The organism is Nocardia sp. NPDC051929 (genome assembly GCF_044548645.1).
Taxonomy (GTDB): domain Bacteria; phylum Actinomycetota; class Actinomycetes; order Mycobacteriales; family Mycobacteriaceae; genus Nocardia; species Nocardia sichangensis.
In genome coordinates this window covers 38,692-50,793 of sequence record NZ_JBIUCG010000019.1, presented here as the reverse complement: position 1 = coordinate 50,793, position 12,102 = coordinate 38,692, and the positions used below count along the sequence as shown (strand labels likewise).

Annotated in this window: 11 protein-coding genes; 6 read left to right on the top strand and 5 right to left on the bottom strand. The window is 70.4% G+C overall.

Features of this window, described 5'->3' with window-relative positions; genetic code table 11:
• Positions 1 to 31 precede the first annotated feature (31 nt).
• Together ACIHAX_RS25560 and ACIHAX_RS25555 are read right to left on the bottom strand one after the other, a co-directional pair.
• Positions 32 to 814, bottom strand: coding sequence for a TrmO family methyltransferase (locus ACIHAX_RS25560; RefSeq protein ID WP_364438075.1), 783 nt, complete (start codon positions 812 to 814; stop codon positions 32 to 34).
• Positions 815 to 829: 15 nt separating this feature from the next.
• A complete protein-coding gene (locus ACIHAX_RS25555) occupies positions 830 to 1,750 on the bottom strand; it encodes a tetratricopeptide repeat protein (RefSeq protein WP_364438078.1) in 921 nt (306 codons plus the stop codon).
• 108 nt (positions 1,751 to 1,858) lie between these two features.
• Here ACIHAX_RS25555 and ACIHAX_RS25550 point away from each other — a divergent pair, with 108 nt between their 5' ends.
• The 6 genes from ACIHAX_RS25550 to ACIHAX_RS25525 are packed head-to-tail and all read left to right on the top strand — an operon-like array spanning position 1,859 to position 7,356.
• The gene (locus tag ACIHAX_RS25550; RefSeq protein ID WP_364438081.1) at positions 1,859 to 2,443 is read left to right on the top strand and encodes a biotin transporter BioY; all 585 of its coding nucleotides are present in this window, start codon (positions 1,859 to 1,861) and stop codon (positions 2,441 to 2,443) included.
• The gene (locus ACIHAX_RS25545; RefSeq protein WP_397279997.1) at positions 2,436 to 3,557 is read left to right on the top strand and encodes a class I adenylate-forming enzyme family protein; all 1,122 of its coding nucleotides are present in this window, start codon (positions 2,436 to 2,438) and stop codon (positions 3,555 to 3,557) included. Before ACIHAX_RS25550 ends, ACIHAX_RS25545 begins: the two co-directional genes overlap by 8 nt.
• On the top strand, positions 3,554 to 4,681 hold the full coding sequence (locus tag ACIHAX_RS25540; protein WP_397279995.1) for a thiolase family protein: 1,128 nt from the start codon (positions 3,554 to 3,556) through the stop codon (positions 4,679 to 4,681). The genes ACIHAX_RS25545 and ACIHAX_RS25540 overlap by 4 nt, the downstream gene beginning before the upstream one ends.
• Complete coding sequence (locus ACIHAX_RS25535) at positions 4,678 to 5,358, top strand: ABC transporter ATP-binding protein (protein ID WP_355078365.1); 681 nt, start codon at positions 4,678 to 4,680, stop codon at positions 5,356 to 5,358. Before ACIHAX_RS25540 ends, ACIHAX_RS25535 begins: the two co-directional genes overlap by 4 nt.
• Complete coding sequence (locus ACIHAX_RS25530; protein WP_397279993.1) at positions 5,355 to 5,957, top strand: energy-coupling factor transporter transmembrane component T family protein; 603 nt, start codon at positions 5,355 to 5,357, stop codon at positions 5,955 to 5,957. The genes ACIHAX_RS25535 and ACIHAX_RS25530 overlap by 4 nt, the downstream gene beginning before the upstream one ends.
• On the top strand, positions 5,950 to 7,356 hold the full coding sequence (locus ACIHAX_RS25525; protein WP_397279991.1) for an AMP-binding protein: 1,407 nt from the start codon (positions 5,950 to 5,952) through the stop codon (positions 7,354 to 7,356). Before ACIHAX_RS25530 ends, ACIHAX_RS25525 begins: the two co-directional genes overlap by 8 nt.
• Positions 7,357 to 7,538: 182 nt before the next feature.
• Here the strand turns inward: ACIHAX_RS25525 and ACIHAX_RS25520 are convergent, their stop codons facing one another.
• The 3 genes from ACIHAX_RS25520 to ACIHAX_RS25510 all read right to left on the bottom strand — a co-directional run bounded on the left by ACIHAX_RS25520 (position 7,539) and on the right by ACIHAX_RS25510 (position 11,883).
• Positions 7,539 to 8,918 (bottom strand): DUF5933 domain-containing protein, encoded by a 1,380-nt coding sequence (locus ACIHAX_RS25520; RefSeq protein WP_364438095.1) that lies wholly within the window; start codon positions 8,916 to 8,918, stop codon positions 7,539 to 7,541.
• Positions 8,919 to 9,071: 153 nt separating this feature from the next.
• On the bottom strand, positions 9,072 to 10,442 hold the full coding sequence (locus ACIHAX_RS25515; protein WP_364438098.1) for an amidase family protein: 1,371 nt from the start codon (positions 10,440 to 10,442) through the stop codon (positions 9,072 to 9,074).
• A 220-nt stretch (positions 10,443 to 10,662) separates the two neighbouring features.
• Entirely contained in the window at positions 10,663 to 11,883 is a 1,221-nt protein-coding gene (locus ACIHAX_RS25510; protein WP_356968133.1) for a helix-turn-helix domain-containing protein, read from the bottom strand.
• Between the last annotated feature and the right edge of the window lie 219 nt (positions 11,884 to 12,102).

The following is a 12,102-nucleotide window of genomic DNA, read 5'->3' as shown; positions in this document are numbered from 1 at the left end:
TTCGCCCGACTGCCGATCGGCGCCGGATATGTTATTGCGGGTACTGGGTGATGGCCCACTCCGAGCCGGTCCTGCGTGCGGAAAGTCTGCGCGTGGGTTCCACGAATTCGACGACCGGTTCGTCGGTGTCCGACAGCGTCACACCCAGCCGGCCGTTGCCGAAGGTCGCGCCGGTGAGACCTTGCACACAGTCCACGAGATGGCCGTCGGCCCGGATATGGACCCGGAGCGCGGGATTTCCCAGCCACAAGTCGTGGTTCTGCACCAAAGTGGCCGCCAGCGCGCCGGTTTGGCCGACGCGGGCGCAGCGCTCGCCGTGGAAATTGTAGGCGGGGCGGGCCAGCACGGCGGCCAGTGTCCGGTGGTCGAGTTGCCGTTCGATGAACCGGCGATCCAGCCGCCGCGTGGACGGCACGCACTCCCAGCGCCAGTTGTACCTCTTGAGGTCGAGCACCGGTGAGTTGTCCACGAAATCCAGCCACTCGAACGCGATTTCGGTACCTCGGATGTCGAGCACCCGGCTCAGGGTCATGCCGAGCAGGTTGGGCCTGCACGACGACCGGATCGAGAAGGCGCCCTGCGCGTGGCGCGTGCCCGGGCTGCCCGTCAGCACCTCGGGATCGGCCAGATGGAACACCGCGATCACGTAAAGGTGATCACCCGGCTCGATTCCGTCCAGCGCCGCCAGATACCGTTCATCCAGCACCACCCGGGACGGAAGCCCTTCGGAGGGAACGTCATCGATCGTCGGCGCGGCGCAGCGCACCATGCCGATCGGAGCGAAAGCGGGCAGGGTCGGGGCAACCGGGATCATGCTGTACTCCTGGGATCAGTGGAATTCGGACGCACCGGCGGGCAGCCGCGCGTATTCGCGGCGGATCAGATCGGCGATCACCGCGTCGGCGCGACCGAGCAGCGGCACGGCGAGCGTGCTGCCATCGGAGAAGGGCCACCGGGCGCGGGTCCCCTTCGCTACCGCTGCCACCCGCTCCAGCAGCGCGGCAGCTCCGTCGAGGTCACCTCGGGCGGTTCTGCACCGCGCGATGTTCACCGCGAAGTGCAGCTGCTTACCGGTGAGATAGCGGTGGCCGTATTCCGAGCCCAGTCTGTGACAGGTGTCCAGCGCGGCGCGTAACCGGCGCTCGGCGGTGTCGTGGTCGCCGTCGTGGAATCGCAGCAGGGCGAGCACGGGCAACGCCTCGGCGCGAACGACGGCGGTCAGTTCTCGATCCGGCCGCGGCAGGTGCGCGCCGATCTCGTCCATCGTGGCCGTGGCCGCCGCGAGCCGGCCGCACTTGGCATCGGCGGCGGCCAGCTGGGAGTGTTCGATCAGTACGCGAGCGGTGACGATAGCGGCGAAGGCGTGCCGTGCCGACAGAACCTCCAGCTGTGCGCGGACCGCGCGGTAGTGGGCGGTGGACGCGGGCGCGGAGATCGTCGGCCCGAACGGAGCGATGCCCTCGAGCCGCAGCATGTGCCGCCGCACGCCGACGTCCAGGATCTCGAGCTGCCTGCGGGTCGGCGTCGGTGCGGACGTGGCGGATTCGTCGGCGCGAAGATAGGCCGCGATGCCGTCGCTGACCGCCGTCGTCGCGTGCGCGCGAAGGTCGTCGGCGCTCGGTACCGCCTCGGGACGCCGCGGTCGCGAATCGGTGTCGATCGATGCCTCCGGAACGAGTTGCTGTCCTCGCCGGGAAGCGGCTGCGGGCCCGGCTTCCCGGTCATCGGATGAGTCTGGCCGCGCGGGCACGAAAAATCTGTCCGACGATCGGAGGACAGATCACACCGAGCTCGGTGCGCGCCGCCGTACTCGGTTTGCTACCTTGAACGTCGTTCAAGTTCTAGGCGGAGGGTTGTCGTGGAGGGTGTCGAGAACTCTCGGGAGCCGAGGGCCGGTGTTTCCGCGCGGGATATGGCGCAGATCGCCGTCTTCGCGGCGCTGATCGCGGCGCTGGGCCTGCCGGGCGCCATCACCGTCGGGTTCAGCGGTGTGCCGATCACGGTGCAGACCCTCGGCGTGATCCTGGCCGGTGCGGTGCTCGGGGCGCGCAAGGGAACGGCGGCGGTTCTGGTTTTCCTGGCGCTCACGATGATCGGCCTGCCGCTGCTGTCCGGCGGCCGTACCGGTCTGACGGCGCTGGCCGGTCCCAGCGCCGGGTACCTGATCGGCTGGATCCCCGCGGCGCTGTTCATCGGGCTCGGCACCGCCCGCATCCTGCCGAAATACCCGGTCGTGCTCGGTCTGCTGATCAACGCCGTCGGCGGTCTGCTGATCATCTATTTGTTCGGCACCGTTGGCCTGCTGCTGCGCACCGATCTCGGCGTGCGGGCCGCCGTCACCACCAACTTCGCGTTCATTCCCGGCGACCTGCTCAAAGTCGTCGTCGCGACCGTGGTGGCCAAGGGAGTGCACCGCGCCTATCCCGGTGTGATCCGTGCCTAGTCCCGAACTCGGCGGCGCGGCCGACGCGCCTGCCGTCGACTTCGGTGGCCGCCGCTTCACCTACCGTGAACTCGACCGTGCGATCGAGCGATGGATCGCCGACAACCCGGACGAGCACGTCTACGACGCCTCGGCCCTGCCGGTTCCGGACGCGCTGATCCGCGTCTGCGCCGCGGCCCGGCGCGGCATCGCGGTCTTCGTCGAGAATCCCGCCGCGCGCCCGCACCGTACCGGCATCCCGGCTGGGGCGTTCCTGCTGGTGGCGACCTCGGGCTCGACCGGCCGTCCCCGCCCGCTGGCGCGCACGGCCGCCTCCTGGTACGACAGCTTCCCCGCGTTCACCGCGATCACCGGTGTTCGGGCGTCCGACCGCGTGCTGATCACCGGTCCGTTGCACGCGACCATGCATCTGTTCGGTGCGTTGCACGCGTTGTGGCGCGGCGCGTGCGTCACCGACGACCGATCGCGAGCCACCGTGGTGCACGCGGTGCCCGCCGTACTGCGTGAGGTGGTGGCCGCCTGCCCGCGCCTGCGCACCGCGATCGTCGCGGGCATCGCGCTCGACGACGGTGCGCTGGCGGCGGCCGGCCGCGTGGATGTCGTCGAGTACTACGGGTCCTCGGAGGTCTCGCTGGTGGCGGCGCGCCGTATTCCCGAGCCGATGCGGCTGCTCGACGGGGTCGAGGCCGAGGTGCGCGACGGACTGCTCTACGTCCGATCGCCCTACCGCGTGCTCGGCGCGCCCGACTGGTTCGGCGTCGGTGACCTCGCCGAACTGGGCGACGACCGTGAGCTGACCGTGCTGGGCCGGGGCGACTGCGCGATCAACGTCGGCGGCACCGTGGTGGTCGCCGAAGAGGTGGAGCGCGTTCTCGAAGCGCTCGACGGCGTCGCCGCGGTGGCGGTGGTCGGCTCGCCGCACGCGGTGTTCGGGGAAACCGTCACGGCCGCGGTGCAGTTGGACGGACGCGCCGGGCTCGACGAGGTGCGGTCGCGAGCACGCCGCGTGCTGGCGAAGGAGGCGATGCCGCGCCGGTGGGTGCCGCTGCCCGCATTGCCGCGCACCGCCGCAGGGAAGGTGGCCAGGGGCGAACTGAAAGACTTGCTGGCATGAGCCCGGTTCCCGTCCTGGTAGCGCCGCGCCGCACGCCGATCGGCAACGCGGGCCACGGATTGTCCGATCTGACCACCACCGATCTGGCCGCTCCCGTGCTGCGCGAGGTGCTGACATCGCTGCGCGGCGCGGGCATCGACACCGACGTGGACGACGTGGTTCTCGGCAACTGCCTCGGGCCCGGCGGTGATCCCGCCCGGGTCGCCGCCTTGCGTGCTGGGCTGGGCGTGCATGTTCCGGGCGTCACCGTCGATCGGCAGTGCGGTTCGGGCCTCGACGCGGTGATGCAGGCGGCGTTGCGGGTGCGCAGCGGCGCGGACGAACTTCTCCTGGCCGGCGGGGTCGAATCGGCCAGCACCGCCCCGTGGCGGTTCTGGCCGCCCGTGGCGGACGCCGAGCCGGTGCGATACACCCGCGCCCCCTTCGCGCCACCGGGCTTTCCCGATCCGGAAATGGGTGCGGCCGCCGACGATCTCGCGCGAGCGCGCGGCATCAGCCGGGAGCGGCAGGACGCCTACGCGGCCCGCTCGCACACGCTCGCCGCGGCCGCCGACTTCACCGCGGAGGTCGTGCCGGTCGGCGGCGTGCACCGGGACGAACGCATCCGGGCGGGAATGACCGCGGCCCGGCTCGCACGCCTGCGTCCCAGCTTCGGCGTCGACGGCACCGCCACCGCGGGCAATTCCTGCGGCATCTCCGACGGGGCGGCGGCCATGGCGGTCACCACCGAGGCGATGGCCGCCGGGCTGCCCGCTCTGCGGATCCTCGGCTGCGCGGTCGCCGGATCAGACCCGGCGTACCCGGGCCTCGGTCCGGTACCCGCGATCCGAAAACTGCTGCGTCGGACCGGTTTCGGTGTAGCGGACCTCGGCGTCGTCGAGATCACCGAAGCCTTCGCGTCGGTGGTCCTTGCGGTCGCCGACGAACTGGGCCTGGACGAGTCCACGATCTGCCCGCAGGGCGGCGCCATCGCGATGGGGCACCCGTGGGGAGCGTCCGGGGCCATCCTGCTGGTGCGCCTGGCGAGTCAGATGCTGCGTGCGGACGGCCCGGCGCTGGGTCTCGCGGCTTGCGCCATCGGCGGCGGGCAGGGGATCGCGGTCCTGGTGGAGCGAGTGTCGTGAGCGAGATCGTCTTCGACTCGGTGAGTCACCGCTTCGGCGAGCGAAAGGTGCTGCGCGACATCGACCTGCGGATCACCGAGCGCCGCGTGGGCGTCATCGGGTCCAACGGTTCCGGCAAGTCGACGCTGGCGCGCATGATCAACGGCCTGCTGACGCCGAGTTCCGGCACGGTCACGGTGGACGGTGTCGACGCGGCCCGCAAGGGCGCGCAGGTGCGACGGAAGGTGGGGTTCGTCTTCACCGATCCCGACACTCAGATCGTCATGCCCACGGTCGCCGAGGATCTCGCCTTCTCACTGCGCCGGACCGGGCTGAGCAAGCAGGAGATCGCGGCGCGCGTGCGGGAGATCCTGGAACGATTCGGGCTCGCCGGTCACGCCGAGCACCCCGCCCACTTGTTGTCCGGCGGCCAGAAACAGCTGCTCGCCCTCGGCGCGGTCCTGATCCGGCGACCGGAGGTGATCGTCGCCGACGAGCCGACCACTCTGCTGGACCTGCGCAACGCCAGGGTCGTCGCCGACGCGCTGGACGCGGTGGATCAGCAGGTGATCGTCGTGACGCATCAGCTGTCGCTGCTGGAGAGCTTCGAACGCGTCATCGTGATCGACGACGGGGCGGTGGTGTTCGACGGAACGCCCGGCGACGCCCTCGCGGCATACCGGGCGTCGGTCGAATGATCGGCCTGTACCGTCCGGGCGATTCGCCACTGCACCGGATACCCGCCGGGGTGAAGCTGGTGCTGCTGCTGGCGTCGATCGTGGCGACCACGGTACTCGTGCGCACTCCACCGCAGGTGCTGGTCACCGGTGCGGTGGTGGCGGGACTGTTCGCGGTAGCCGGGATTCCGTGGCGGGTCGCTGTGGCCCAACTGCGTCCGCTGGTGTGGATGCTGTTGATTATCGCGGTTTTCCAGGTGCTGATCACCTCGCCCGCGCGGGCCGCGGTGGTGTGCGGCTTGCTGGTGGTCTCGGTGGCGCTCGCGGCGCTGTTCACCCTCACCACCCGGGTGAGCGACCTGCTCGATGCCGTGACCCGGTGGCTCGGACCGCTGCGGCGGGTGGGTGTCGATCCCGAGCGGATCGGCCTGCTGCTGGCGCTGGCCATCCGGTGTGTCCCGCTGCTGGCGGGGATCGTGCACGACGTCGCCGAGGCCCGGCGCGCTCGCGGCCTGGAATGGTCGATGACGGCGCTGGTCACGCCGGTGCTGGTGCGCGCGCTGCGGACGGCCGACGCGATGGGCGACGCCCTCGCCGCCAGGGGAATGGACGATGACTGAACTGCTTGCCGCGCGGATCGCTCGGCAGGCCGCGGCGAATCCCGCGGCGACCGCCGTGGTCTCGGGACGCGAGGTGGTCGACTACGAGCGGTTCTGGTCGAAGGTCCTGCGCACCGCCGCCGGGCTCGACGGCATGCGCCGGGTGGCCGTGCTGCCCACGTCCGATGTCGAATCCCTGGTGACGGTGACCGCGGCGATGCACGCCGGGGTGAGCGTCGTCCTGCTGCACCGCCATCTACTGCCCGATCAGTTCGGCCGTGTCCTCGCGCTGGCCGAGCCGGGAGCCGTCGTCGCGGCGCCGCACCAGCACCGGCGGTTGCGGCGGCTGGGATTCGACGGCGTCGTACGGACCGCCGCCGCGTTGGCATCCGATGCTCCGGCGGCCGGGGCGCGACCGGAGGCCGAACTGTTGGTGGGCATCACCTCCGGCACCACCGGTGAGCCGAAGCTCTTCGTGCGCGATCAGCGGTCGTGGGCCGCCACGCTGGATCGCTCCGATGCCACCTTCGACATCGGCGCCGGAGACCGGGTCTCGGTGCCCGGCGTGCTGGACCACACGCATTTCCTCTACGGCGCGTTGCACGCCTTGACTCGCGGTGCGACGGTGGACCTGCGACCGGTGGTCGACGCACTGAACGACGGTGCGACCCAGCTGTATTCGGTGCCGACGATCGCGTGGGACGTGGTGCGGGCGGGAATCGGCCAGGTCGGCGGCGTCCGGGAGGTGCTGTCCTCGGCGGCCCGGTGGCCGCTGGCGGGACGGCGAGCGTTGCGGGAGGTCCTGCCGAACGCCTCGCTCGTGCACTTCTACGGTGCGTCCGAGCTGAGTTTCGTGTCCTACGACCGTGGGCTCGGCAGTGCCGACGAGAAGTCGGCGGGCGAACTGTTCTCCGGTGTCGAGGCGTGCGTCCGCGACGGCCTGGTGTACGTGCGCAGCGACATGCTGTTCGACGGCTACCTCACCGCGGACGGCGTGGCAGGCGGTCCTGTCGACGGCTGGATGACGGTGGGCGACCGGGGCGAGGTGATCGGCAACCGCCTACGGCTGTTCGGCCGGGACAGCGAGATGTTGATCCGGGCGGGCCTCAACGTGGAACCCGCCGCCGTCGAAGCGGCGCTCACGGCGATACCGGGTGTCGCCGAGGCCGCCTGCGTCGGCGTACCCGACGCGCGCATGGGGGAAGCGCCCGCGGCGGCGATCGTGCTCGGCGCGGGAGCACCGGAAGCCGACGAGATCTGGCGGCGGCTGCGCGCGACCTTGCCGAGTCCGAGTATGCCGGTGCGGATTCTGGTCGTGGACCGGCTGCCGCGTACGCCGCGGGGCAAACTGGATCGGGCGGCGCTGGCCTCGACGCTGGCCGCGCACCGCCGTGTCGGCCGCCCTGAGGTCGATCGCTGATCACCGGAGCGCGAAAGGACGGTGGTACGCGCTCGTCACCGACCGCGCGGCCCCTCAGCTCCGCCGGGATGTGACCCCTTTCGCCGGGCCACCGAAGCGCAATCCTCTGCGCTTCACGTGACCTTCCCTCCGGGACGATGATCGTCGCGGGGGCGTCGACGCGGAAGCCGAGGGCACACAGATCACCGCGACGCGTCTGTCCGACGATCGGCGGGCTGATCCACCGCCGGGGCCGGGCTGCTCGATTCCGCCGACGATGTACCGAACCACGTCAGGTAGAACAGGATCGCCAGCGCACCGAGCGCGCCGAGGATCACGATGCCGGACGGTAGCGGGTGCGTTGCCATCGGCACGGCGAAGAATCGGATGCACAGCAGCACGCCGGTGCAGACGCCGACACCCATCGCCACGATCCGGACGCGCTGCTGATCCCAGCCCCGATCCGGCTCGCGCAGCACGGATTCCACCGTCAGGCACAACGCCGCGCCCACGACCAGGTCGATGCCGTAGTGCGCGCCCAGGCCGAGCGTCGCGACAAGCGTGCACACCAGCCAGAACGCCCCGCCCCAGCGCAACCACAGCGGGCCGCGCCGGGAGTGGATGAACAGCGACAGCGCCCAGGCGGTGTGCAGCGACGGCATGCAGTTGCGCGGCGTGATGCCGTCGAAGCGCAGCGCGTCGATCGAGGACGGCACGGCCGGAACGACATCCGGCCAGACGTCGGCGATCTCGAAGCCGAGTCCCTGCGGTCCGTAGGCGAGCACCGGCCCCACCACCGGGAAGACGACGTACCAGATCGGCCCGACGAGGCCGAGGGTCAGGAACGTGCGCACCAGGTAGTGCCGTGGCCACGCGCTGGTCGTGACGCCGCGTAACTGCCAGGCCGCGACCAGGACTGCCGCCAGCGGAAGCTCGAAGTACACCCAGCGCACCACACCCGTCGCCAGCGGTCCCGCCACCTCGAGCGCGTGCCCGACCAGCCAGGACGGGCTGCCGAGGGCGCGATCGGCGACTTGTACATACGGATCGAGGACTGTCGGGCAGGCCCACGCGGTGATGTCCAGCCAGATCTCACTGATCTTCGTCGCCGCGATCAGCAGCGCGCCGAAGGCGATGGTGCGCAACGCCGTGCGGCGTCGTTGTCCGTCCCACCGCACGAACGCGAGCACCGCCAGTGCGGTGAGCACGATGGTCGGGCCGTTGCCGACCGTGAACGGACGCCCGTCGGCCGTCCTTATGAGGACGAACGCCAGGTCGACGCCGATCGCCGCGGCGACGGCGCCCAAGCGTGCGCGCGCCGTGATCCCGACCAAGGCCAGCAGGAATCCCGCCCACGGTGTGGTCGCCGACTTCGGCGTTCCGGCGTAATCCCGCAGCAGGCTGGTCAGCGGGCCCAGCGCCCCGATGTGCGCGGCCATGAGTTCGCCGCCGATCAGCGCGACCACGATGGCCGCGATACCGCACCACACGACCATCGGCCGGAACCGACGCTCTCGGAGCTCTTCGATACCCACTCGCTCGCCCGGTGGGGTCAAGCTCCCTCGCACGTCGTTCACAAGCACCGGAACATCGTAAACACGGCATTAACGGCATATGTACGCGGAGATGCTCGCGCGCCGGCGAGAGCGCGCCGTCCGGGTCCGGTCGGTGGAAAACGGCTGGCGTCGATCTTTTTCGGGGACCGTGGTGCTGACGCGAGCGGCGGTGACGGTCCGCTACGGGATCGACGCGTCGGCCAGCGGAGCGTGCCGCTGCCACGGACGGATCTGCTCCAGCTGTGCGGCGACCGCCAGCAATGTGGTTTCGCCGCCGGGCGCCGCGGCGAGCTGCACACCGATGGGCAGTCCGGTGTCGGACTGCCCGGCGGGAACGGAGATCGCCGGGTAACGGACCGTGTTGAACGGCGGCGTGAAGGGAATGAAGCGGGATACGTCGAGCAGGGTGCCCGGAAATCCCTTCCCGGCGAAGGTTCCGACCGGAACCGGCGGGGTCGCCAGGGTGGGTGTGAGCAGAAGATCGTGCTCGGTGAACCACGCGGCGAATCGTTCGGACTGCCGTGCCGGGGGAGCGTCGGGTACACGACGCATCCGGCCGATCACGCGTCCGGCCCGGGCCACCTTGCGGGTCAGCGGTTCCAAAAGGTCCGCGCTCAGGTCGGTGGTGTCCTCGGCGACGCCGGCGAAGTAGCGGGCGAGGAAACCGAGCGCGTCCTGTGGTCGCCACGGCGGAGCCACCTCGGTGACGGTGTGGCCCGCCGCACGCAGCGCTTCGGCCGCCGCCAGCATGGCAGTGCGCACCTGCGGGTCGACGGAGGCTCCGAGAACCGGTGGCCGAGCGGTCATGCCGATTCGCAGCGCCTGCTGGGGTGCGGCCGGTGCCAAGTAGCGGTCGTCGGCCGTGAGCACCGCCAGCAGCAAGGCCGCGTCGGACACCGTGGTGGCCAGCGGTCCGAACGTCGACAGGCCGAGCCAATTGGAGCCGAGTTCGGGAGGCCGCGCGATCACGCCGTCGCCTGGCTTCAGGCCCACGAGCCCGCAACAGGACGAGGGGATGCGGATCGAACCGCCGCCGTCGGAACCGATTGCGAGCGCGGTCATTCCAGCGGCGACCGCCGCGGCGCCGCCGCCGGTGGATCCGCCCGGAGTGTGCGTGAGCAGCCACGGGTTGCGGGTGATGCCGTGCGCGACGCTCTCGGTGACCGGCCACTGACACAGCTCGGGCACATTGGTCTTGCCGATCAGCAGCGCGCCCGCGGCACGCAACCTGCGGACCAGCTCACTGTCGGACTCGGCCGCGGTCTGCCGCGCCGCGCGCGAACCGTGGCCGGTCACGCACCCGGCGAGGTCGAGATTGTCCTTCACCGCCACCGGAACTCCGGCGAGCGGGAGGTCGGCGAGATCGCTACGGGTGGCCAGGGCGCGGGCTTCGCGGCGCACCTGCTCGTGGCGCACGATGCGGAAGGCGTTGATCCGTGTATCCAGTGCCGCGATGCGGGCAAAATGCTCGTCGGCCACCTCCAGCGGGGATACCTCCCGGCTCCGGACTCCCGCCGCGATTTCTCCCGCCGACGCGCCCACCCATGTCATCGCAACCTCCTGGTACCTCTGGTTGCGACGACCCGGGCTGTGCCGCCACCGGCCTTCGTAACTCGTGGCTCACGGTAATCGTCGATCTGTGACACCACAATGACCAGCGCCTTGTCGTTCCCGCGCATGGGAACGGGAGGCGGGGCGAGTGATCCACGCGGGGTCGTCGCGGTCCGCCGCCGGCCGCGGACGGCGACGAACCCGTGAACGCGTCGAGCGGTCAGGTCGTGCGATACGTGCGGGCGACGAGTGCCGAGCGCAAGTACCACAGGCCCGACGGCTGCGACGGGTCGAATCCGGTGAGCTGTCCGATCCGTTTGAGCCGGTAGTCGACGGTGTTGGTGTGCACGTGCAGCACGCGAGCCGTGCGCTGCCGGTTGAGGTTGTTGGCGATGTGCCGTTGCAGCGTCTCCAGCAGTTCCGGGTGCGCGTCCAGCGGATCCAGCAGCGAGCCGAGGTACTCGCGGCCGGGCCCAGGTCTGGTCAGCTGATATTCCAGCGCCAGCTCGTCGAAGCGGTACAGCCCGGCCACCGCCTGCAATCGCTGCACCATGTCGAGCAGTTCGTGCGCCTGGTCGGCGGCGGTGGGAATCTTCTCGGGGGTGGCCTCGACCATGGTCGCGGTGACGCCCACCTGCGCGGCGTGCGACAGCTGGGTGACCAGGGCGTCGAGCTGCTCGTTGTTCAAGTGGCCCGACGGGATGAGCACCGTGCCGCCGTCCACGCTCAGCAGCGACAGCGCGGCCTCGCCGCAGCGCGTTGCCAGCTCGGCCTGGACCCGCCGCAGTTTCCTGCGGGCGACGACCTTGCCGTCGACCATCGGATTGCGTTCCTCGCGGTGCGGCGGAATCGCCACGGCCAGAACGGCGTACGAGGAGGCGATGGCGATGCCGCATTCGCGCGCCATGGTGGAGGTGCTGTGCCCGCCGAGCAACGCGGAGGTCAGCGTGTGCACGGCGGTGTGGTGCTCGCTGACCACCGCGCGCAGCTCGCGGACGTAGGCCATGGAGACCGCCGAGTTGATCATGTCGAGCATCTCGACCACCATCTTGGCGCCGTCGACGAGGTCGTCGTAGTCCTTCATCGTCGCGTCGGACACCACCAGCTCCAGGCCCATCTTGAAGCCTTCGTGGATCGAGTGGTGGATGGTGTCGATCGGTACTCCCTCCCGCGCCCATCCCGCGGCGGCGTCGCCGAGCCGCTGGAGTTTCTCCGGGAGGTCTTTACCGTCGAGCATGCTCACCGCCAGCTCCAGGCAGACCCGGGTGATGGTGGTGACGTCGCCTGCGATGGCGTCACCCGGTAGGGTTCCGCACGGGATGACGTTCTCGACGAAGTGGCCGACCATCTGACGCGATAGCCCGCGAACGTCTTTCAGTGGCGACGACATCGGCTTTCCCGACAGGGTCAGGCTCGGCCGGGCCGAACTGTCGACGGACATTGGCGACTCCCTTCCGCCCACGATTGCTGTGCAGCGCATTCACACTAATCTGTTGATCTCTTCCGCGGACCCGATCGACGGGTTCTGTGAGAGCGAGTGAGACCGTCCGGCAGGGAGTTGTGAGCGGTCACAGCAGCTGGACGTGCGACCGATTTCCGGTGACCACCTGCCCATTTCCGGCTCGGCCCACCGGCTCGTCGCCGGGTGCGGAGCGCAGCC

Bases quoted from the DNA above. Each gene is read 5' to 3' on its own strand.
- ACIHAX_RS25560 (WP_364438075.1), bottom strand. From the start codon at position 814: ATGATCCCGGTTGCCCCGACCCTGCCCGCTTTCGCTCCGATCGGCATG.
- ACIHAX_RS25540 (WP_397279995.1), top strand. From the start codon at position 3,554: ATGAGCCCGGTTCCCGTCCTGGTAGCGCCGCGCCGCACGCCGATCGGC.
- ACIHAX_RS25530 (WP_397279993.1), top strand. From the start codon at position 5,355: ATGATCGGCCTGTACCGTCCGGGCGATTCGCCACTGCACCGGATACCC.
- ACIHAX_RS25525 (WP_397279991.1), top strand. From the start codon at position 5,950: ATGACTGAACTGCTTGCCGCGCGGATCGCTCGGCAGGCCGCGGCGAAT.
- ACIHAX_RS25515 (WP_364438098.1), bottom strand. From the start codon at position 10,442: ATGACATGGGTGGGCGCGTCGGCGGGAGAAATCGCGGCGGGAGTCCGG.
- ACIHAX_RS25510 (WP_356968133.1), bottom strand. From the start codon at position 11,883: ATGTCCGTCGACAGTTCGGCCCGGCCGAGCCTGACCCTGTCGGGAAAG.